Origin of the sequence: Streptomyces coeruleorubidus (genome assembly GCF_008705135.1) — a bacterium.
GTDB lineage: Bacteria > Actinomycetota > Actinomycetes > Streptomycetales > Streptomycetaceae > Streptomyces > Streptomyces coeruleofuscus.
Window position 1 is genome coordinate 1,769,312 of the sequence record NZ_CP023694.1, and the last position, 20,606, is coordinate 1,789,917.

Annotated in this window: 16 protein-coding genes; 2 read left to right on the plus strand and 14 right to left on the minus strand. The window is 71.6% G+C overall.

Annotated elements, in window-relative coordinates; translation table 11 throughout:
- Nucleotides 1-63 precede the first annotated feature (63 nt).
- Complete coding sequence (locus CP976_RS08270) at nucleotides 64-2,205, plus strand: MMPL family transporter (RefSeq protein ID WP_190147064.1); 2,142 nt, start codon at nucleotides 64-66, stop codon at nucleotides 2,203-2,205.
- Here CP976_RS08270 and CP976_RS08275 read toward each other — a convergent pair.
- The gene (locus CP976_RS08275; protein ID WP_150479755.1) at nucleotides 2,186-3,613 is read right to left on the minus strand and encodes an RsmB/NOP family class I SAM-dependent RNA methyltransferase; all 1,428 of its coding nucleotides are present in this window, start codon (nucleotides 3,611-3,613) and stop codon (nucleotides 2,186-2,188) included. The genes CP976_RS08270 and CP976_RS08275 overlap by 20 nt on opposite strands.
- A 69-nt stretch (nucleotides 3,614-3,682) precedes the next feature.
- Nucleotides 3,683-4,615 carry a methionyl-tRNA formyltransferase gene (gene fmt / locus CP976_RS08280; protein ID WP_150479756.1) on the minus strand — a complete coding sequence of 311 codons (933 nt, stop codon included), beginning with the start codon at nucleotides 4,613-4,615 and terminating at the stop codon, nucleotides 3,683-3,685.
- 329 nt (nucleotides 4,616-4,944) lie between these two features.
- Between fmt and CP976_RS08285 the strand changes: the two genes are divergently transcribed.
- Entirely contained in the window at nucleotides 4,945-5,490 is a 546-nt protein-coding gene (locus CP976_RS08285; RefSeq protein ID WP_150479757.1) for a hypothetical protein, read from the plus strand.
- Between the two features lie 116 nt (nucleotides 5,491-5,606).
- On the opposite strand, the gene CP976_RS08290 is transcribed toward CP976_RS08285, so the two are convergent.
- The 12 genes from CP976_RS08290 to CP976_RS08345 form a co-directional block, all read right to left on the minus strand.
- Complete coding sequence (locus tag CP976_RS08290; protein WP_150479758.1) at nucleotides 5,607-7,772, minus strand: primosomal protein N'; 2,166 nt, start codon at nucleotides 7,770-7,772, stop codon at nucleotides 5,607-5,609.
- A 159-nt stretch (nucleotides 7,773-7,931) separates the two neighbouring features.
- Nucleotides 7,932-9,140, minus strand: a complete 1,209-nt coding sequence (metK, locus tag CP976_RS08295; RefSeq protein ID WP_086599754.1) for a methionine adenosyltransferase — start codon at nucleotides 9,138-9,140, stop codon at nucleotides 7,932-7,934.
- Between the two features lie 238 nt (nucleotides 9,141-9,378).
- The gene (gene coaBC / locus CP976_RS08300) at nucleotides 9,379-10,581 is read right to left on the minus strand and encodes a bifunctional phosphopantothenoylcysteine decarboxylase/phosphopantothenate--cysteine ligase CoaBC (protein ID WP_150479759.1); all 1,203 of its coding nucleotides are present in this window, start codon (nucleotides 10,579-10,581) and stop codon (nucleotides 9,379-9,381) included.
- A gap of 114 nt (nucleotides 10,582-10,695) precedes the next feature.
- Nucleotides 10,696-10,968, minus strand: a complete 273-nt coding sequence (gene rpoZ, locus CP976_RS08305; protein ID WP_030247008.1) for a DNA-directed RNA polymerase subunit omega — start codon at nucleotides 10,966-10,968, stop codon at nucleotides 10,696-10,698.
- Nucleotides 10,969-11,039: 71 nt separating this feature from the next.
- Nucleotides 11,040-11,633 (minus strand): guanylate kinase, encoded by a 594-nt coding sequence (gene gmk / locus CP976_RS08310; RefSeq protein WP_150479760.1) that lies wholly within the window; start codon nucleotides 11,631-11,633, stop codon nucleotides 11,040-11,042.
- Between the two features lie 58 nt (nucleotides 11,634-11,691).
- On the minus strand, nucleotides 11,692-12,015 hold the full coding sequence (locus tag CP976_RS08315; RefSeq protein WP_003977346.1) for an integration host factor: 324 nt from the start codon (nucleotides 12,013-12,015) through the stop codon (nucleotides 11,692-11,694).
- A 277-nt stretch (nucleotides 12,016-12,292) separates the two neighbouring features.
- Complete coding sequence (pyrF, locus tag CP976_RS08320) at nucleotides 12,293-13,138, minus strand: orotidine-5'-phosphate decarboxylase (protein ID WP_150479761.1); 846 nt, start codon at nucleotides 13,136-13,138, stop codon at nucleotides 12,293-12,295.
- Nucleotides 13,135-14,241: a quinone-dependent dihydroorotate dehydrogenase gene (locus CP976_RS08325; protein ID WP_150479762.1), complete on the minus strand. Its 1,107-nt coding sequence runs from the start codon at nucleotides 14,239-14,241 to the stop codon at nucleotides 13,135-13,137. Before CP976_RS08325 ends, pyrF begins: the two co-directional genes overlap by 4 nt.
- A gap of 71 nt (nucleotides 14,242-14,312) precedes the next feature.
- Nucleotides 14,313-17,621, minus strand: a complete 3,309-nt coding sequence (gene carB, locus CP976_RS08330; RefSeq protein WP_150479763.1) for a carbamoyl-phosphate synthase large subunit — start codon at nucleotides 17,619-17,621, stop codon at nucleotides 14,313-14,315.
- Complete coding sequence (gene carA / locus CP976_RS08335; protein WP_150479764.1) at nucleotides 17,614-18,756, minus strand: glutamine-hydrolyzing carbamoyl-phosphate synthase small subunit; 1,143 nt, start codon at nucleotides 18,754-18,756, stop codon at nucleotides 17,614-17,616. Before carA ends, carB begins: the two co-directional genes overlap by 8 nt.
- Nucleotides 18,753-19,322 (minus strand): PH-like domain-containing protein, encoded by a 570-nt coding sequence (locus tag CP976_RS08340; protein ID WP_150479765.1) that lies wholly within the window; start codon nucleotides 19,320-19,322, stop codon nucleotides 18,753-18,755. The genes carA and CP976_RS08340 overlap by 4 nt, the downstream gene beginning before the upstream one ends.
- Entirely contained in the window at nucleotides 19,319-20,605 is a 1,287-nt protein-coding gene (locus CP976_RS08345; protein WP_150479766.1) for a dihydroorotase, read from the minus strand. The genes CP976_RS08340 and CP976_RS08345 overlap by 4 nt, the downstream gene beginning before the upstream one ends.
- Between the last annotated feature and the right edge of the window lies 1 nt (nucleotide 20,606).

Sequence of the window (20,606 nt, forward strand, 5' to 3'; positions counted from 1 at the left end):
CCTAAGACTGCCATGCCCTCCAGGGGTTGTGGGCATCGGTCCCGGGTCGCACAGGGGGTTGCCATGAAACAGGGCGTCGCGCACCTCGTCTGCGGGCGGCGGGCCAAGTGGCTGGTGCTGGTGCTGTGGGTGGTGGTGCTGTTCGTCGCCGCGCCGTTCGCCATGAAGCTCACCGACGCGCAGGACAACGACGCGTCGTCCTGGCTACCGGGGTCCGCGGAGTCGACGCAGGTGCTGGAGATCTCCGAGGACTTCCGGCCGGAGCAGATCCCGGCGATCGTGATCTACGCCCGGGACGGCGGGCTGACGGCCCAGGACCGGGCGGAGATCGCCGAGGACGTGCGGCAGCTCAAGGAGCTGCGTGACCACGGCATCCGGGGCGCGGAGACGCGGGGACCGGTCTTCGACCGGCCGGACGATCCGCGGGCGGCGCAGGTCTTCGTGCCGATCACGATGGACGAGGAGGGCTGGGAGCGGATCTCGCCCGCCGTCGACTCCATCCGGGACGACGTCGGCGAGGGCGGCGGCGGGCTGGCCGTGCACATCACGGGCCCGGGCGGTACGTCGGCGGACTTCGCTGAGGCCTTCGAGGGCATCGACTCCACGCTGCTGTTCGCGGCGATGACCGTCGTCATCGTCATGCTGCTCATCACCTACCGCAGCCTGACCCTGCTGCTGGTCCCCCTGGTCTCGGTGGTCTGCGCGCTGTTCGCCTCCCAGGCGCTGATCTACCTGCTGGCCGAGCACGCGGGCCTGACGGTCAACGGCCAGAGCGCCGGCATCCTCACGGTGCTGGTCTTCGGCGCGGGGACGGACTACGCCCTGTTGCTGGTCGCCCGCTACCGGGAGGAGCTGCGCCGGCACGAGGACCGGCACGAGGCGATGGCCCTGGCGCTGCACCGCGCGGGCCCCGCGGTGCTCGCCTCCGGCGCGACGGTCGTGCTGAGCATGCTGGTGCTGCTGGCCGCCGAGATGAACTCCACCAGCGGCCTGGGCCCGGTGGCCGCGATCGGTGTCGCGGTCGCCCTGCTGGCGATGATGACCCTCTTCCCCGCCCTGCTGGTGATCTTCGGCCGGTGGATCTTCTGGCCGGTGATCCCGCACTACGGCACGCCCGACCCGACCGAGCGCGGCGTCTGGGCGCGCATGGGCCGCCGTATCGCCCGCCGCCCGCGCATGACCTGGGCCGTCACGGCACTGGCCCTGGCGGTCTGTTCGCTGGGGCTGATCCAGCTGCGCGCGGAGGGCATCGGCAACGCGGACGCGTTCACCGGGAAACCGGACTCGATCACCGGCCAGGAGGTCTCGGCGCGCTACTTCCCGGCGGGCAGCGGCGATCCCCTGGTCATCATCAGCAACCAGGCGCAGGCCGAGCAGGTGGGCCGCGCGGTGGCGGCGACGCAGGGCGTGGTCCCGCAGTCCCTCGGGCTGCCGCCCGGCACGAAACCGGCCTTCGAGGGCAAGGTCCTGTTCGAGGCCACCATGACCGCCCCGGCGGACAGCGAGGCCGCCAAGGAGACGGTGGAGCGGGTGCGGGACACCGTGCACGCGGTGCCGGACGCCGACGCCCAGGTGGGCGGCGGTACGGCGGCCCTGCTGGACATGGACGAGGCGACCACGCACGACAACATGCTGATCATCCCACTGGTGCTGGTGGTCGTCCTGCTGATCCTGTGCGTCCTGCTGCGCGCCCTGATCGCCCCGCTGCTGCTGATCGGGACGGTGATCCTGTCGTTCACGGCGGCGCTCGGCATCAGCGCGCTCGCGTTCCGGTACGTCTTCGACTACGCGGGCGAGGCGACCGACTTCCCGCTGTTCGTCTTCGTCTTCCTGGTCGCCCTGGGCATCGACTACAACATCTTCCTCACCACGCGCATCCGCGAGGAGGCGGGCCGCCAGGGCACCAGACCTGGCGTGGTCACGGGGCTCGCCACCACCGGAGCGGTCATCACCTCCGCCGGCCTGGTCCTGGCCGGCACCTTCGCCGCCCTCGGCACCCTCCCGATGGTCGCCTTCGCCGAGATCGGCTTCGCGGTCGCCCTCGGCGTCCTCATCGACACGTTCATCGTGCGCTCGGTCCTGGTGACGTCTCTGTTCCTGGACGTGGGCCCGAAGGTGTGGTGGCCGCACCGGCTGGCCAAGGAGGACGGCGGTGCGGCGGCCCGGGAGCGCGTCGCAGCGGGAGTCAGCCGGTCCGGCGAATGAGGGCCAGGTACATCGCGTCGGTCCCGTGCAGATGCGGCCACAGCTGCACGTCGGGCCCCTCTCCCAGGTCCGGTACTCCGGGCAGCAGCGGCCGGGCGTCGAGGAGCTCGCTGTCCGGGTGCTGCTTGAGGACATCGGCGACGACGGCCCTGGTCTCGGCGAGGTGCGGCGAGCAGGTCGCGTAGCCGACGACACCGCCGATCCGCACCGACTCCAGGGCGGTGCGCAGCAGGCCGCGCTGCAACGGCGCGAATCCCTCCAGGTCCTCCGGCCGGCGCCGCCAGCGTGCCTCGGGGCGGCGCCGCAGGGCACCGAGTCCGGTGCACGGCACGTCGACCAGCACGCGGTCGAAACTGCCGGGCCGCCACGCCGGACGCGTCCCGTCCGCGGCGATCACCTGGTACGGCCCGGGGTTCCCCTCCAGCGCCTTGGCCACGAGCCCGGCGCGGTGGGTCTGCTTCTCGGAGGCGACGAGCAGCGCGCCCCGCTGGGCCGCGAGGGCGCCGAGCAGCGCGGCCTTGCCGCCGGGCCCCGCGCACCCGTCCAGCCACCGCCGGTCGGGCCCGTCCAGCGGCGCGTTGGCGAGGGCGAGCGCCACGAGCTGGCTGCCCTCGTCCTGCACGCCCGCGCGTCCGTCCCGCACGGCCGCGACGGCGCCCGGCTCACCGCCCTCGGTCAGCCGCACGGCATACGGCGACCAGTGCCCCGGCACGGCGGCGTCCTCTTCCAGCAGTTCCTCGGCGGTGGCCCGCCCGGGCCGCGCCACCAGGGTCACCTCGGGCCGCTCGTTGTCGGCGCGCAGCAGCTCCTCGATGCCGGCGCGACCGCCGCCGAGGGAGTCCCACAGCGCCGACACGACCCACCGCGGATGCGAGTGGACGACGGCGAGGTGGTCCTCGGGATCCGCGTCGTAGGGCGGCGCGACCCGCTCCAGCCAGCCGTCCAGATCGTGCTGCGCGACCTTCCGCAGCACGGCGTTGACGAACTTGGCCCGCCCGTCGCCGAGCACGACGCGCGCGAGCTCCACGGTGGCGGACACGGCCGCGTGCGTCGGGATCCGCGTCCCGAGCAGCTGATGGGCGCCGAGACTCAGCACGTCCAGCACCGGTGGGTCGACCTCCCGCAGCGGCCGGTCCACGCAGGCCGAGAGGACCGCGTCGTAGGTCCCCTGCCGGCGCAGCGTCCCGTACACCAGCTCGGTGGCGAGCGCCGCGTCCCGGGTGTCGAACGCCTCGGGCCCCTCCTTCTCCCGCGCCTTGCGCAACAGCGGCGGCAGAACGAGGTTGGCGTAGGCGTCCCGCTCGTCCACGGCCCTCAGCGCCTCGAAGGCGAGGATGCGGACCGGGTCCTTCTTGGGCCGACGGTAGGGCTTGCCGGACGTACGGGGCCGGCGGGGCTGGTCGCTCACGAAAAAGGTGCTCCGGGTGTGAGAAGAAGTGCGCCGTCCAGCCTACGCCGCCCCGGACGTGCCGCTGTGTCAGCCCCCGAGCCGCTCGCCCTCGGCGATCCGCACGCCGCGTGCCCAGTCCGCCGCCCGCATCGGCTTCTTGCCCTGGGCCTGCACCCAGACCAGCTCGACGGCGTACGAGCCGGTGCCGACGTACACGTTGTTCTTCCCGGCGGAGATCTGCCCCGGGGCGAGCTCCGTCCGGTCCGGCACGGGGGCGACCTGGATGAGCTTGAGCCGCTCACCGCGGAACGTGGTCCAGGCGCCGGGCGCGGGAGTGCAGCCCCGCACCATCCGGTCGACGCGCAGCGCGGGAGCGGTCCACTCGATGCGGGCGTCCTCGACGTTGACCTTCGGGGCCAGGCTGACGCCCTCGGCCGGCTGCGGTACGGCCTTCAGTGTGCCGTCCTCGATCCCGTCCATGGTCGCCGCGAGCAGCCCGGCACCGGCGAACGCCAGCCGGGTCAGCAGGTCCCCGCTGGTGTCGGTGGCCCGAATCTCCTCGGTGACCGTCCCGTAGACCGGCCCGGAGTCGAGCCCCTCCTCGATCAGGAACGTGGAAGCCCCGGTGATCTCGTCCCCGGCCATGATGGCGTGCTGCACGGGCGCGGCACCACGCCAGGCCGGCAGCAGGGAGAAGTGCAGATTGACCCAGCCGTGCGCGGGGACGTCGAGGGCGACCCGGGGCAACAGGGCGCCGTAGGCGACGACGGGACAGCAGTCCGGCCCGATCTCCCGCAGCCGATCCAGGAACTCCGGGTCCTTCGGCTTCGCGGGCTTCAGCACCTCGATCCCGGCCTCCTCCGCACGCTCGGCGACGGGCGACGCGACGAGCCTGCGCCCCCGCCCGGCCGGCGCGTCGGGCCGCGTGACGACGGCGGCGACCTCGTGCCGCCCGGAGGCGAGAAGAGCGTCCAGAGCGGGAACGGCGACCTCGGGTGTACCGGCGAAGACGAGCTTCATGGGGTGGTGGGGGCCTCTCGGGCAGGGGGTCGAAGACGGGCAACGCCCAAGTCTATGAGCCCTCGAACGGGAACCCGCCGACGGCGCCCGGCCCCCCCACCGGAGACCTCAGCCTCTTGGCCAACTATTACGAGTGGTGCGCGGGTGGGAGACCAGAGCCAAAGACCGAAGGCCGAGGCGCACACCCCGCGCAAACGGGCGCACGCATATGCCCCCACGCCCCCACCCCGTGACCCGCGGAGCGAATCCGCGTTGGTCAAGACAGAGTTGACCACAACGGGCCGCGATCGCGGCCCATTCCTTTCAACGCCGGTTCGAGAGGCTTGTTCATGGCCGACCACGCAACCCACGACGCCCAGGCTCGGGCCAGCCTGCACTTGCTGGTGCGGGACATCGAGCGGGTCCGCCGGCAGGTGGACGCACTGCGCACCCTCACCGCCCAGTTGGGCAACGTCTACCGCCCGCGCCGCTCCGGCCCCTCCACGGGCTTCGTCGTCTACGGACGCGCCCCCGCCCCGACGGTACGTCTCGCCCAGGAGCTGCGGGACAGTGTCGAGACCCTGGTCACGGCGGCCGTGGACTTCGACCGCTCACTGGGCTTCTCGTGGGACGCGGTGGGCTCCGCGCTCGGAGTCACGAAACAGGCGGTCCACCGCCGTTACGGCGCGCGCCGTGCCACGCCCCAGCCGGCCGCGGCCGAGGCGGAGCGCACCCCGGAGCCGTCGGGCTCCCGCACGGTCAGTGTGAACACCGGCCTCCCCACGGTCCCGACGGTCCCGGCGGCCCGCTCCATGCCCACCCAGCCGACGGCGGGCAGCCCGGCGCTCCGCGACGAGGCCAGGCCGACGGCCTTCCCCGGCCCGCGCAACGGCTGAGCCGCCCTCCCGCACCCCTGCCCTCCCGGACCGCCTTCTGGGAGGGCAGCGACGTATCCGGCCGCTGCCGTCTGGGAGTCCTGCGCAAGCCACCCCCGCCGGGCCCCGGCAGTGACTCACCCGATGTCCGCCGGATCGATCCGCACCCAGACCCCACTCCCGCCGCCGCTCCCGCTCCCACTCCCCCGAGCCATCCGCGCCGCCTGCGCGGCCTTCAGCGCGGCGGCCAGCGCGGCGCCCTTCCCCGGCGGCACCCGGATCAGCGCCCGCTCCCACTGCTCCCCGGGCGGCGGCGCCCCCGCCCGACGCGGTCGTCCCGCTGCGGGGACGGGCAACGGCACCGGCCCCAGCACCTCGGCCTCCGCCGGCAGTTCTGCCGCACGGAGAAACTCGGCCACGGCTTCCGCCGGTCCCGACACCGCCGCCATCCGCGACACCGGCGGAAACCCCAGCTCTGCCCGCTCGGCGAGTTCCCGCACCGCGTGACCGACGGGGTCCCACCGTACGAGCGCCTGGACGGGCCGCAGCGTCGGTTCGGCCACGACCACCACCGTGCCGCCGGCCGGCTGCGGCCGGACGAGCGCCCCGGCCGCGATCCACCGCCGCAGCGCGTCCTCGCCGGCGCGCAGATCGGGCCGCCCGAGCATGGCCCACCCGTCCAGCAGCAGCGCCGCCGCGTACCCGCCCTCCGCGACGGGCTCGGCCCCCGGCGTACTCACCACCAGTGCGGGCACCCCCGGCACCGTGTCGAGCACGTGTTCACGGCCCGACGTCCGCACCGGAACGGCGGGGAAGGCCCGTCCGAGCTCCTCGGCGGTCCGCCGGGCGCCCACCACCGAGGCGCGCAGCCGGAAGGCGCCGCACTCCGGGCAGTGCCAGCCGCTCTCCTCACGGCCGCACCATCCGCAGCACAACGCGCCGCCGTCCCGCGTCTCCAGCGGTCCGGAGCACTGCCGGCACCGCGCGGGCGCCCGGCAGCTGGCGCACGCCATGCGCGGCACGTATCCCCGCCGGGGCACCTGCACCAGCACCGGACCGTGCCGCAGGCCGTCCCTGACGACCTGCCAGGCGAGGGTCGGCAGCCGGGCGGCCCGGGCGGCCTCGTCCCGTGCGAGGTCCCCGTCCCCGACGGTGCGGACCAGCGGAGCGGCTGCGCGCACCTGCTCACGCCCGGCGACCAGCGGGCGAGCCCACCCGCTCTCGACGAGCTGCGCGGCCTCCACCGTGCAGCCCCAGCTGCCCAGCAGGAAGCCGCACCTGTCCTGGGCGGCCCGCAGCAGCAGCACCTCGCGTGCGTGGGGCTGCGGGGCGTGCTGCTCGCTGTGGCTGTCGTCCCCGTCGTCCCAGATGGCCACGAGCCCGAGGTCCTGGACCGGCGCGAACATCGCGGCCCGGGTCCCGATCACGGCCCGGACGGAGCCCCGCCGGACCGCGAGCCATTGCGCGTACCGCTTCTCGGGCCCCGCGTCGGCGGTGAGCACCGCGTGCCGCCCCTCCCCCAGCAGGGCGGTCAGGGCGGCGTCGACCCGCGCGACCGCCCGCCCGTCGGGCAGGACGGCGAGGGCCCCCCGGCCGGAGGCCAGTGTCGCCACGACCGCCCGGGCCAGCTCCTCGCTCCACTCAGGGCCGGGCAGCGCGTTCCACACGGCCCGTGGCGCACCGCCGGAGGCCAGCGACTCCAGGAAGGCCGCTCCCCGCTCGTACCGCTGCCAGGAGCCCGCCCCGGGCGCCGGGGGCGACGGCAGCGGTGCGGGCGAGCGGCGCTGCTCGGCCCGGGCGTTGCGCGGCGGTACGGCGAGCTGGAGGACGTCGGCGAGGCTGCCCGCGTACCGGTCGGCGACCGCCCGGGACAGGCTCAGCAGTTCCTCGCTCAGCACCCGCTCGGGCGACACGACCTGGGCGAGGGCGGCCAGCGGCCCCGAGTAGTCGGACTCGGGCAGCCGCTCGACGAGGAACCCGTCGATCAGGCCACCGCCCTCGCGCCGTCCTTCCCGCACGCGGTGTCGCCCGGCCCCGAACCTCACCCGCACCCGCACGCCCGGCTGGGCCTGCTCGTCCAGTTCCTCGGGCACGGCGTAGTCGAAGTACCGGTCGAGATGGAGCACGCCCTTGTCGACGAGCACCCGCGCGATGGGCAGGTCCTTGGCGAGCGCGGCCCCCCGCCAGGTCCGCGGCTTGGCCCGGGGCGTCTTGGCCTTCCGCACGCTCTCCCGGATGAGCGCGAGCTGCTCGGGCGGCGCACCCTCCGCGCCGCCGCCCGCCTGTTCGTTCTCGCTGCTCACGCTTGCATTCTTACCAAACGCCACTGACATCCGGCGGCGCCCGAGTACCCGTCGCCCGCCCACCGGACGCACGACGAGGCCCGGCACCCCGAAGGGTGCCGGGCCTCGCGAGGTACCGCGACGGCGTCCGGGCCTGCCGCCCCGCCGTCTTGCGGGGACTTACAGCCCCACGGCCTTGCGCAGCGCGTCCACGCGGTCCGTCCGCTCCCAGGTGAACTCGGGAAGCTCACGGCCGAAGTGGCCGTACGCCGCTGTCTGGGAGTAGATCGGGCGGAGCAGGTCGAGGTCGCGGATGATGGCGGCCGGACGGAGGTCGAAGACCTCGTCGATCGCCTTCTCGATCTTCTCCGTGTCGACCTTGGCGGTGCCGAAGGTCTCGACGAACAGACCGACCGGCTCGGCCTTGCCGATGGCGTAGGCCACCTGGACCTCGCAGCGGGTGGCGAGACCCGCGGCGACCACGTTCTTGGCGACCCAGCGCATCGCGTACGCCGCGGAGCGGTCGACCTTGGACGGGTCCTTGCCGGAGAAGGCGCCGCCGCCGTGGCGGGCCATGCCGCCGTAGGTGTCGATGATGATCTTGCGGCCGGTCAGGCCGGCGTCACCCATCGGGCCGCCGATCTCGAAGCGGCCGGTGGGGTTGACCAGGAGGCGGTAGTTCTCCGTGTCGAGCTTGATGCCCTCGTCGAGCAGCGCCTTGAGCTCCGGGTCGACGACGAACTCCTTGATGTCCGGAGCCAGGAGCGAGTCCAGGTCGATGTCGGAGGCGTGCTGCGAGGAGACCACGACGGTGTCGAGGCGGACCGCCTTGTCGCCGTCGTACTCGATGGTGACCTGCGTCTTGCCGTCCGGGCGCAGGTAGGGGATGGTGCCGTTCTTGCGCACGTCGGACAGGCGCTTCGACAGGCGGTGCGCCAGGAAGATCGGCAGCGGCATCAGCGTCGGCGTCTCGTCCGTCGCGTAGCCGAACATCAGGCCCTGGTCGCCCGCGCCCTGCTTGTCGAGCTCGTCCTCATCGCCCTCGACACGGGACTCGTAAGCCGTGTCCACGCCCTGGGCGATGTCCGGGGACTGTGCGCCGATGGAGACCGAGACGCCGCAGGAGGCGCCGTCGAAGCCCTTCTTCGAGGAGTCGTAGCCGATTTCGAGGATCTTGCTCCGGACCAGCGTCGCGATGTCCGCGTACGTCTTGGTCGTGACCTCGCCGGCCACGTGCACCAGGCCGGTCGTGATCAGGGTTTCGACGGCGACCCGGGAGGTCGGGTCCTCGCGGAGCAGCGCGTCGAGAATGGTGTCGCTGATCTGGTCAGCGATCTTGTCGGGGTGACCCTCGGTCACGGACTCCGAGGTGAACAGGCGACGGGACACAACGCTCCCTGGGGTTGCAGCGGCTGCTGGCTGATCATTTGGCGGACGGCGGGGGCTGCACCCGGCGCCGTCCGTGGAACAGCTTATCGGTCACGCTTAGGCCACGGTCTCCCTGTCTCGACACTCGGAAGCGCTGTGACCTGCGGCACGGGCATTCTGCCCAATGCCGTGCTGCGTTGGCCAGAGGCGCCACGCCCCGATCGGCCGGGTTTCACCGGGGTGCAGGGGGACTCAAACATCAGCGAAGGCGTTCGACCACCAGGTCCCAGACGGTTTCGGCCAGGGCTTCCTTGGGGCCGTGCGGCACCGGGGTCTCGCTGCCGTCGGCGCCGAGGACGACGGCCTCGTTCTCCTCGGAACCGAAGGTTCTGCTCTCCCCGACCTCGTTCACCACCAGCAGATCACAGCCCTTGCGCTTCAGTTTCGCGCGGCCGTTGGCGAGCACGTCGTCGGTCTCCGCCGCGAAGCCGACGATCACCTGTCCCGGGCGTACGCGGTCGGCGGAGACCTCCGCGAGGATGTCCGGATTCCGTACCAGGGTGATCGGCTCCGGCTCCTGGTCGTCCTTCTTCTTGATCTTCCCGGCCGCGTACACCGCCGGGCGGAAGTCCGCCACCGCCGCCGCCATGACCACCGCGTCCGCGTCGGCGGAGGCCTTCAGCACCGCCTCGCGCAGCTGCACGGCGGTGCCGACGGGGACGACGTCCACGCCGGCCGGGTCGGGCAGGGCGCTGTTGGCCGCGATCAGCGTGACACGGGCGCCGCGGGCCGCCGCTGTACGGGCGAGGGCGTAGCCCTGCTTGCCGGAGGAGCGGTTGCCGAGGAACCGGACGGGGTCCAGGGGCTCGCGGGTGCCGCCGGCGCTGACCACGACGTGCCGGCCTTTCAGGTCCGGCTCGGCCACGCCCCGGGCCAGCACGCGGCGGCAGACCTCGAAGATCTCTCCCGGGTCGGGCAGCCGGCCCTTGCCGGTGTCGACTCCGGTGAGACGGCCCACGGCCGGTTCGATGACGAGGGCGCCGCGGCGGCGCAGCGTCGCCACGTTCTCCTGGGTGGCCGGGTGCTCCCACATCTCCGTGTGCATGGCGGGGGCGAAGACGACCGGGCAGCGGGCGGTGAGCAGCGTGTTGGTGAGGAGGTCGTCGGCGAGGCCGTGGGCCGCCTTGGCGAGCATGTCGGCGGTGGCGGGGGCGACGACGACCAGGTCGGCGTGCTGTCCGATGCGGACGTGCGGGACCTCCTGCACGTCGTCCCACACCTCCGTGGAGACCGGCTTCCCGGAGAGCGCGGACCAGGTGGCGGCGCCGACGAAGTGCAGCGCGGAGGCGGTGGGCACCACGCGCACGTCGTGGCCCGACTCCGTCAGCCGCCGCAGCAGCTCACAGGCCTTGTACGCGGCGATGCCGCCGCTGACCCCCAGAACGACCTTCGGCTTGTCCACGTCTCTCCCCGGACCTCGGCAACCGGCACAACGTACGACTCCATGACACACCACAGGCCCGGCAGTCGGCCTGCCGGGCCTGTGGAAAAGTCAGCGTCAAGCTGCAAATAGTACTTACTGCGCCGGGCCCTCGACGGCCTCGGACGTCAGCAGCCCCGCGTTGATCTCGCGAAGGGAGATCGAGAGCGGCTTCTCGTGGACGTGGGTGTCGACGAGAGGACCGACGTACTCGAGGAGACCCTCGCCGAGCTGCGAGTAGTACGCGTTGATCTGGCGGGCCCGCTTGGCCGCGTAGATCACGAGGCTGTACTTCGAGTCGGTGGCCTCGAGGAGCTCGTCGATCGGCGGGTTGATGATGCCCTCGGGCGCGGAGATGGAAGAGGACACGCTCTACCTTCCGATGGATGGGAAAGATTCTGTCGGGGTGATCAGCGAGACCCGGAATCGATCAGCGATGGTCACACGACGTCCACCAAGGCTAGCAGCTCGCGAGCCACGTCCTCGACGGAGGTGTTGACCAGGGTCGTATCGAACTCCGGCTCGGCGGCCAGTTCGGTCTTCGCCGCCTGGAGCCGGCGCTCGATCACCTCGGGCGGTTCGGTGCCCCGCCCGGTGAGTCTGCGCACCAGCTCCTCCCAGGAGGGGGGAGCCAGGAACACCAGCCGGGCCTCGGGCATCGACTCCCGGACCAGACGGGCGCCCTGGAGGTCGATCTCGAGGAGTACGGGCTCGCCCTTCTCCAGGCGCTCCTGCACGGCCGCACGCGGCGTTCCGTACCGGTTGCCGGCGAACTCGGCCCACTCCAGCAGTTCGCCGTTGGCGATCAGCTTGTCCATCTCGTCGTCGGTGACGAAGAAATAGTGGACCCCGTGCTTCTCGCCGGGGCGGGGCTTGCGGGTCGTCGCCGACACCGAGAGCCAGACCTCGGGGTGTTCCTTGCGCATATGGGCGACGACCGTGCTCTTGCCGACCCCGGAGGGGCCGGAGAGCACGGTCAGCCGCGGACGTACGTCCGGGGGTACGGGGGTCGTCCCCCGGGGTGTTGCAGCCATGCAGCGATTATCCAGCAATCCCGGAGTGCCCGGGACTCGCTTCCCCGGAGTGCCCGGTTCAGGAGCCGGTGCTGCCGAACTCGCGCTCCAGGGAGGCGATCTGGTTGGAACCGAGGCCGCGCACGCGACGGCTCTCGGAGATACCGAGTCGTTCCATGATCTGCTTGGCGCGGACCTTGCCCACGCCCGGGAGCGACTCGAGGAGGGCGGAGACCTTCATCTTGCCGATGACGTCGTTCTCCTGGCCCTGCTTGATGACCTCGTGAAGGGAGGCGCCGGAGTGCTTGAGTCGATTCTTGACCTCGGCCCGCTCCCGGCGAGCCGCGGCGGCCTTTTCGAGCGCGGCTGCGCGCTGTTCAGGGGTAAGGGGCGGAAGAGCCACGCCTACGTCACCTCGGATGTCGAACTGTCGGATACGGACCGGTGAGGAACCTAGTCGCCCCACACCTGGGGAGCTACGAGCAACACGCTTGCCCGTTCACTCTCGTCGGAGACTAGCGGGCAAGTCCGCCAGAGTCAGCGAGAACAGCGGAAAAGTCCTGGTCAGCCTTCATCTGAAGGGACATTTAGGACATACTGCCCCGGATTTGAGGATGTATTCAGACTCAAGCACGCCCCGGACCACTCATCGGAGGACTCCGGAAGAGGTCAGGAGGAGGTCAGGAGGAGGTCACGGTGTGACGGATCTCCTCCGCGAAGCGCTCCGCGGCATCACGCAGCGTGATCGCTTCGGGACCGTGGCGTAGCACTCCACGGCTGACGTTCGGCACGACATTGCGCACCGCCGTCCCGAAGACCCGGGGAAGATCGGCCGGCGTGGCCCCCTGGGCACCGATGCCGGGCGCGAGGAGCGGGCCGTTGATGTCCAGGTCGTACGACGACAGGTCACCGAGCGTCGCGCCGACGACCGCGCCGAAGGACCCCAGGGGCTCCTCCCCCGCGTTCTCGGCGGACAGGTGCGCGAGCATGGTCGCTCCGATGTTCCGGCCGTCGGACCGCACGGCGTGCTGCACCTCGCCGCCCTCCGGGTTGGAGGTCAGCGCCAGCACGAACAGCCCGGCGCCGCTCTCCCGCGCCAGCGCGACGGCCGGGCTCAGCGAGCCGTAGCCGAGGTAGGGCGAGACGGTCAGCGCGTCGGAGAACAGCGGCGCGTCCTTGTGCAGGAAGGACTCGGCGTACGCGGCCATGGTCGAGCCGATGTCGCCGCGCTTGGCGTCCATCACGACCAGCGCGCCCGCAGCCCGCGCCTCGGCCACCGACTTCTCCAGGACGGCGACGCCGCGCGAGCCGAACCGCTCGAAGAAGGCGCTCTGCGGCTTGAGCACGGCGACCCGGTCCGCCAGGGCCTCGACGACCGTGCGGCTGAACCGCTCCAGGCCCGCGACGTCGTCGTTGAGGCCCCACTCGGCGAGCAGCGAGGCGTGCGGGTCGATGCCGACGCACAGCGGGCCGCGCTCGTCCATGGCGCGGCGCAGGCGGGCGCCGAAGGGTTCGAGACCACTCATGCCGTCTTCCTCACATCGGCGCCCACCGCGTCGGCGAGCGTGGCGTACGGGCTGGTGCGCAGGCGCGCGGCGAGCCCCTTGTGGACAGCCCGGCCCCAGAAGGGCCCCTCGTAGATGAAGGCGCTGTAGCCCTGGACCAGCGTGGCGCCGGCCAGGATGCGCTGCCAGGCGTCCTCGGCGTTCTCGACGCCCCCGACGCCCACCAGGGTGATCCGGTCGCCCACGCGCGCGTAGAGGCGGCGCAGGACCTCCAGGGAGCGATCCTTCAAGGGTGCTCCGGACAGGCCGCCGGTCTCCTTGACCAGGGAGGAGTCGGACTTCAGGCCGAGTCCCTCGCGCGCGATGGTGGTGTTCGTGGCGATGATCCCGTCCAGGCCGAGTTCCACCGCGAGGTCGGCGACGGCGTCGATGTCCTCGTCGGCGAGGTCCGGCGCGATCTTGACCAGGAGCGGGACGCGCCGCGCGGACACCGCGCGGTCGGCGGCCTCGCGGACCGCGCTCAGCAGGGGGCGCAGCGCCTCAGTGGCCTGGAGGTTGCGCAGACCGGGCGTGTTCGGGGAGGAGACGTTGACCACGAGGTAGTCGGCGTAGGGCGCCAGCCGCTCGGCGGACTTCACGTAGTCCGCGACGGCGTTCTCCTCGGGTACGACCTTGGTCTTGCCGATGTTGACGCCGACGACGGTCTTGAAGACGGGCGTCCGGGAGGCCAGGCGGGCGGCGACGCGGAGCGATCCGTCGTTGTTGAAGCCCATGCGGTTGATCAGCGCCCGGTCCTTGACCAGCCGGAACAGCCGCTGCTTGGGGTTGCCGGGCTGGGGCTCACCGGTGACCGTGCCGATCTCGACGTGGTCGAAGCCGAGCATGGCCACGCCGTCGATGCCGACGGCGTTCTTGTCGAAGCCCGCGGCGAGCCCGAAGGGGCCGTGCATGCGCAGCCCGAAGGCCTCCGTGCGCAGCTCCTTGTGGCGGGGCGCGAGGGCGGCCGCGAGGAACGTGCGCAGGACGGGTACGCGGGCGGCCAGCCGGATCCAGCGGAAGGCTAGGTGGTGGGCCTGCTCCGGGTCCATCCGCTTGAAGAGCAGACTGAAAAAGATCTTGTACATGGTGTCCTCACGAAGACATGGACGTCCTCACGAAGAGGGGGACACCGTTTCCGGTGTCCCCCTCGGGGCTGCTAGTCGCGGGCCGCGGTCAGGTGTTCCGCGTGTTCCTGGAGCGATCGGACGCTCACGTCGCCGCGGTTGAGGGCGTCGATGCCCTGGACCGCCGCCGCGAGCGCCTGGACCGTCGTCAGGCACGGCACGGAGCGCGCCACGGCCGCCGTACGGATGTCGTAGCCGTCGAGACGGCCGCCGGTGCCGTACGGGGTGTTGACGATGAGGTCGACCTCGCCGTCGTGGATGAGCTGGACGATGGTCTTCTCGCCGTTCGGGCCGGTGCCCTCGGACTGCTTGCGCACGATCGTGGCGTTGATGCCGTTGCGCTTGAGCACCTCGGCCGTGCCGGAGGTGGCGAGCAGCTCGAAGCCGTGGGCGACGAGCTCGCGGGCCGGGAAGATCATCGAGCGCTTGTCGCGGTTGGCGACCGAGATGAAGGCGCGGCCCTTGGTGGGCAGCGGGCCGTAGGCGCCCGCCTGCGACTTGGCGTACGCCGTGCCGAAGACGGAGTCGATGCCCATGACCTCGCCGGTCGAGCGCATCTCCGGGCCGAGGACCGTGTCGACGCCGCGGCCGTGGATGTCGCGGAAGCGCGACCACGGCATGACGGCCTCCTTCACGGAGATCGGCGCGTCGAACGGCAGCTCGCCGCCGTCGCCGTCGGCCGGCAGCAGGCCCTCGGCGCGCAGCTCCGCGATGGTCGCGCCCAGCGAGATCCGCGCGGCGGCCTTGGCCAGCGGCACCGCGGTCGCCTTCGAGGTGAAGGGGACGGTCCGGGAGGCGCGCGGGTTGGCCTCCAGGACGTAGAGGATGTCGCCCGCCAGCGCGAACTGGATGTTGATCAGGCCGCGCACCCCGACGCCCTTGGCGATGCCCTCCGTGGAGGCGCGCAGACGCTTGATGTCGAAGCCGCCGAGCGTGATCGGGGGCAGGGCGCACGCCGAGTCGCCGGAGTGGATGCCGGCCTCCTCGATGTGCTCCATGACGCCACCGAGGTAGAGCTCCTCGCCGTCGTAGAGCGCGTCCACGTCGATCTCGATCGCGTCGTCGAGGAACCGGTCGACCAGGACCGGCCGCGAGGGGCTGATCTCGGTCGACTCCGCGATGTAGGAACCCAGCCGGGTCTCGTCGTAGACGATCTCCATGCCGCGCCCGCCCAGGACGTACGAGGGACGCACCAGGACCGGGTAGCCGATCTCGTCGGCGATGGCCTTGGCCTCGGCGAAGGTGGTGGCGGTGCCGTGCTTGGGGGCCGGGAGGCCGGCCTCCTTGAGGACCCGGCCGAAGGCACCCCGGTCCTCGGCGGCGTGGATGGCCTCCGGGGACGTGCCGACGATGGGCACGCCGTTGTCCTTCAGCGCCTGCGACAGGCCCAGCGGGGTCTGGCCGCCGAGCTGGACGATGACGCCCGCGACCGGCCCGGCCTGCTGCTCGGCGTGGACGATCTCCAGCACGTCTTCCAGCGTCAGCGGCTCGAAGTACAGACGGTCGGAGGTGTCGTAGTCCGTGGAGACGGTCTCAGGGTTGCAGTTGACCATCACGGTCTCGTAGCCCGCTTCGCTCAGCGCGAAGGAGGCGTGGACGCAGGAGTAGTCGAACTCGATGCCCTGGCCGATGCGGTTCGGGCCGGAGCCCAGGATGATGACGGCGGCCTTCTCGCGGGGCGCGACCTCGGTCTCCTCGTCGTAGGAGGAGTAGAAGTACGGCGTCTTCGCGGCGAACTCGGCGGCGCAGGTGTCGACCGTCTTGTAGACCGGGCGGATGCCGAGCGCGTGCCGGACCTCGCGGACGACGTCCTCGCGCAGGCCGCGGATCTCGCCGATCTGCGTGTCGGAGAAGCCGTGCCGCTTGGCCTCGGCGAGCAGGTCGGTGGTCAGCTCGGGGGCCTCGGCCAGTTCGTCCGCGATCTCCTTGATCAGGAAGAGCTGGTCGACGAACCAGGGGTCGATCTTCGTGTACTCGAAGACCTCCTCGGGCGTGGCGCCCGCGCGGATGGCCTGCATGACGGTGTTGATCCGGCCGTCGGTGGGGCGCACGGCCTCGCGGAGCAGCTCGTCCTTGTCGCCGGGTTCGCCGACGAAGGTGAACTGGCTGCCCTTCTTCTCCAGCGAACGCAGGGCCTTCTGGAAGGCCTCGGTGAAGTTGCGGCCGATGGCCATGGCCTCGCCGACCGACTTCATGGTGGTGGTGAGGGTGGAGTCCGCGCTCGGGAACTTCTCGAAGGCGAAGCGCGGGGCCTTCACGACCACGTAGTCGAGCGTCGGCTCGAAGGAGGCCGGGGTCTCCTGCGTGATGTCGTTCGGGATCTCGTCCAGCGTGTAGCCGACGGCGAGCTTGGCGGCGATCTTGGCGATCGGGAAGCCGGTCGCCTTGGAGGCGAGGGCCGAGGAGCGCGAGACGCGCGGGTTCATCTCGATGACGATGACCCGGCCGTCCTCGGGGTTCACCGCGAACTGGATGTTGCAGCCGCCGGTGTCGACACCGACCTCACGGATGACGGCGATGCCGATGTCACGGAGGGTCTGGTACTCGCGGTCCGTCAGCGTCATCGCGGGCGCGACGGTGATCGAGTCGCCGGTGTGCACGCCCATGGGGTCGAAGTTCTCGATGGAGCAGACGACCACGACGTTGTCGTGCTTGTCGCGCATCAGCTCCAGCTCGTACTCCTTCCAGCCGAGGATGGACTCCTCCAGGAGCACCTCGGTGGTCGGCGAGAGCGTGAGGCCCTGCCCGGCGATGCGGCGCAGCTCCTCCTCGTCGTGGGCGAAGCCGGATCCGGCGCCGCCCATGGTGAAGGAGGGGCGGACGACGACCGGGTAGCCGCCGAGTTCCTCGACGCCCTTGAGGACGTCGTCCATGGAGTGGCAGATGTAGGACCGCGCCGACTCGCCGTGGCCGATCTTCTTGCGGACCTCCTCCACGACCTCCTTGAACTGGTCGCGGTCCTCGCCCTTGTGGATCGCCTCGACGTTGGCGCCGATCAGCTCGACGCCGTACTTGTCCAGGACGCCGTTCTCGTGCAGCGAGATCGCCGTGTTGAGGGCCGTCTGGCCGCCCAGGGTCGGCAGCAGCGCGTCCGGGCGCTCCTTGGCGATGATCTTCTCGACGAACTCGGGGGTGATCGGCTCGACATAGGTGGCGTCGGCGATCTCCGGGTCGGTCATGATCGTCGCCGGGTTGGAGTTCACCAGGACGACCCGCAGGCCCTCGGCCTTCAGAACGCGGCACGCCTGGGTGCCGGAGTAGTCGAACTCGGCGGCCTGGCCGATGACGATCGGGCCGGAGCCGATGACCAGGACGGACTGGATATCGGTGCGCTTAGGCACGCTGGCCCTCCATCAGGGATACGAAGCGGTCGAACAGGTAGGCGGCGTCGTGCGGGCCGGCTGCCGCTTCGGGGTGGTACTGGACGCTGAAGGCGGGGCGGTCGAGGAGCTGGAGCCCCTCCACCACGTTGTCGTTCAGGCAGACGTGGGACACCTCGGCGCGGCCGAACGGGGTCTCGGAGACCTGGTCGAGCGGGGCGTCGACGGCGAAGCCGTGGTTGTGCGCGGTGACCTCGACCTTGCCGGTCGTACGGTCCTGCACCGGCTGGTTGATGCCGCGGTGGCCGTACTTCAGCTTGTAGGTGCCGAAGCCGAGCGCGCGGCCCAGGATCTGGTTGCCGAAGCAGATGCCGAACAGCGGGGTGCCGCGCTCCAGGACGCCCTGCATGACGGAGACGGGGTGGTCGGCGGTGGCCGGGTCGCCCGGGCCGTTGGAGAAGAACACGCCGTCCGGGTTCACCGCGTAGACGTCCTCGACGGTCGCGGTCGCCGGGAGCACGTGCACCTCGATGCCGCGCTCGGCCATGCGGTGCGGGGTCATGCCCTTGATGCCGAGGTCGACGGCGGCGACGGTGAACCTCTTCTCGCCGATCGCGGGGACGACGTACGGCTCGGTGGTGGCGACCTCCGCTGAGAGGTTCGCGCCCTTCATCTGCGGGGCTTCCTGCACGCGCGCGAGGAGTGCGCTGTCGTCCCGGACGGCGTCGCCGCTGAAGATGCCGACGCGCATCGCGCCGCGCTCGCGCAGGTGGCGGGTGAGGGCGCGGGTGTCGATACCGGAGATGCCGACGACGCCCTGCGCCGCCAGCTCCTCGTCCAGCGAGCGCCGGGAGCGCCAGTTGGACGGCACGCGCGCGGGGTCGCGCACGACGTAGCCGGAGACCCAGATCCTCTTGGACTCCATGTCCTCGTCGTTGACGCCGGTGTTGCCGACGTGCGGGGCGGTCATCACCACGACCTGGCGGTGGTACGACGGGTCGGTGAGGGTCTCCTGGTAGCCGGTCATGCCGGTGGAGAACACCGCTTCGCCGAAGGTCTCCCCCACGGCCCCGTAGGCACGGCCGCGGAAGACCCGGCCGTCCTCCAGGACGAGTACGGCGGGAGTTTTGGCGGCTCCCCTGGTGGAGGTGGTCATCGTTCGGCGCCTTCCCTGCTGTTCGTTTCGATCATGGAGTTGATGGCCTCGACCCACTCGTTGTGTTCGGCCGCGTGGTCGGAGCGGAAGCCGGAGTCGATCAGCTTGTCGCCGTGCTCCCAGGTGACGACGAGCAGGCCGCCCTCGGTGAGCACCTTGCCGGCGATGCCCTTGTCGAGCCGGGCCTCGCGCAGCTGTGCGGCCGGGACGAAGAAGTCGTTCGCCCCGGGGCGTACGACGTCCAGTCCGGCGTCCGTGAGAGTCAGCTCGGTGCGGCTGCGGGTGCCCAGGCCGTGCGCGACGATGCGGTCGAGCCACTGTCCGGCGGTGGTGGAGCCGTGGTAGCGGCCGCTCATGGCGAGGCGCTCCGGGCCCGTCTCGTCCGGGGTGGTGGGCAGCTCGGGCAGGTCGCCCTGGAGCGTGCCGCGCCACTTCCAGCCCTCGCGCATCAGCCAGTAGACGAGCGCGACGAACAGGGCGAGGCCGACGACCCAGCCGATGCGGGCGGCCCAGTCGGTCACTTGCGCCGATTCCTTCTCGGCGGCCAGCAAAAGTACAGGTGTCACGTGAGCTTCCCGTCGACGAGCGTGGCCTTGCCCCGCAGCCACGTGTGCGTCACACGGCCCGGCAGCTCACGACCCTCGTAGGGGGTGTTGCGGCTGCGCGAGGCGAAGCCCGCGGGGTCCACAGAGCCACGGTATGCCGTGTCGACGAGGGTGAGGTTGGCGGGCTCACCTGCCGAGACGGGACGGCCGTGGCCCTTGGCCTGTCCGATCTGCGCGGGCTTGAAGGACATACGGTCGGCGACGCCGGCCCAGTCCAGCAGACCCGTGTCGACCATGGTCTCCTGCACCACTGACAACGCGGTCTCCAGGCCGACCATGCCCATGGCGGCCGCGGCCCACTCGCAGTCCTTGTCCTCGTGCGGGTGCGGGGCGTGGTCGGTGGCGACGATGTCGATCGTGCCGTCGGCGAGCGCCTCGCGCAGGGCCATCACGTCGCGCTCGGTGCGCAGCGGCGGGTTGACCTTGAAGACGGGGTTGTACGTGCGGACCAGCTCGTCGGTGAGGAGGAGGTGGTGGGGGGTGACCTCGGCGGTGACGGCGATGCCGCGGGACTTGGCCCAGCGGACGATCTCGACGGACCCGGCGGTCGACAGGTGGCAGATGTGGACGCGGGAGCCGACGTGGTCGGCGAGCAGGACATCCCGGGCGATGATCGATTCTTCGGCCACCGCGGGCCAGCCCCCGAGCCCGAGTTCGGCGGAGACGACGCCCTCGTTCATCTCGGCGCCCTCGGTCAGCCGCGGCTCCTGCGCGTGCTGCGCGACGACACCGCCGAAGGCCTTCACGTACTCCAGGGCCCGGCGCATGATCACCGCGTCATGGACGCACTTGCCGTCGTCGGAGAAGACGGTGACCCCGGCGGCCGACTCGTGCATGGCGCCCAGCTCGGCGAGCTTGCGGCCCTCCAGGCCGACGGTGACGGCCCCGATCGGCTGAACGTCGCAGTAGCCGTGCTCCTTGCCGAGCCGCCAGACCTGCTCGACGACACCGGCGGTGTCGGCGACCGGGAAGGTGTTGGCCATGGCGAACACGGTGGTGTAGCCGCCGCTCGCCGCCGCGCGCGTGCCGGTGAGGACGGTCTCGGAGTCCTCGCGGCCCGGCTCGCGCAGATGGGTGTGCAGGTCGACCAGGCCCGGCAGCAGCACCTTGCCCTCGGCCTCGACGATCTCCGCGCCCTCGGCGGACAGCCCGCTGCCGACCTCCGCGATCGTCCCGCCGTCGATCAGCACGTCCTGCGGCTCGCCGCCCAGCACCTTCGCACCACGGATCAGGATCTTGCTCATC

What these genes read in the sequence shown, in the direction of transcription:
- carA (WP_150479764.1), bottom strand. Translation starts at nt 18,756, where the DNA reads ATGACCACCTCCACCAGGGGAGCCGCCAAAACTCCCGCCGTACTCGTC.
- gmk (WP_150479760.1), bottom strand. Translation starts at nt 11,633, where the DNA reads ATGGCTGCAACACCCCGGGGGACGACCCCCGTACCCCCGGACGTACGT.
- CP976_RS08285 (WP_150479757.1), top strand. Translation starts at nt 4,945, where the DNA reads ATGGCCGACCACGCAACCCACGACGCCCAGGCTCGGGCCAGCCTGCAC.
- CP976_RS08345 (WP_150479766.1), bottom strand. Translation starts at nt 20,605, where the DNA reads ATGAGCAAGATCCTGATCCGTGGTGCGAAGGTGCTGGGCGGCGAGCCG.
- CP976_RS08270 (WP_190147064.1), top strand. Translation starts at nt 64, where the DNA reads ATGAAACAGGGCGTCGCGCACCTCGTCTGCGGGCGGCGGGCCAAGTGG.
- pyrF (WP_150479761.1), bottom strand. Translation starts at nt 13,138, where the DNA reads ATGAGTGGTCTCGAACCCTTCGGCGCCCGCCTGCGCCGCGCCATGGAC.
- CP976_RS08325 (WP_150479762.1), bottom strand. Translation starts at nt 14,241, where the DNA reads ATGTACAAGATCTTTTTCAGTCTGCTCTTCAAGCGGATGGACCCGGAG.
- fmt (WP_150479756.1), bottom strand. Translation starts at nt 4,615, where the DNA reads ATGAAGCTCGTCTTCGCCGGTACACCCGAGGTCGCCGTTCCCGCTCTG.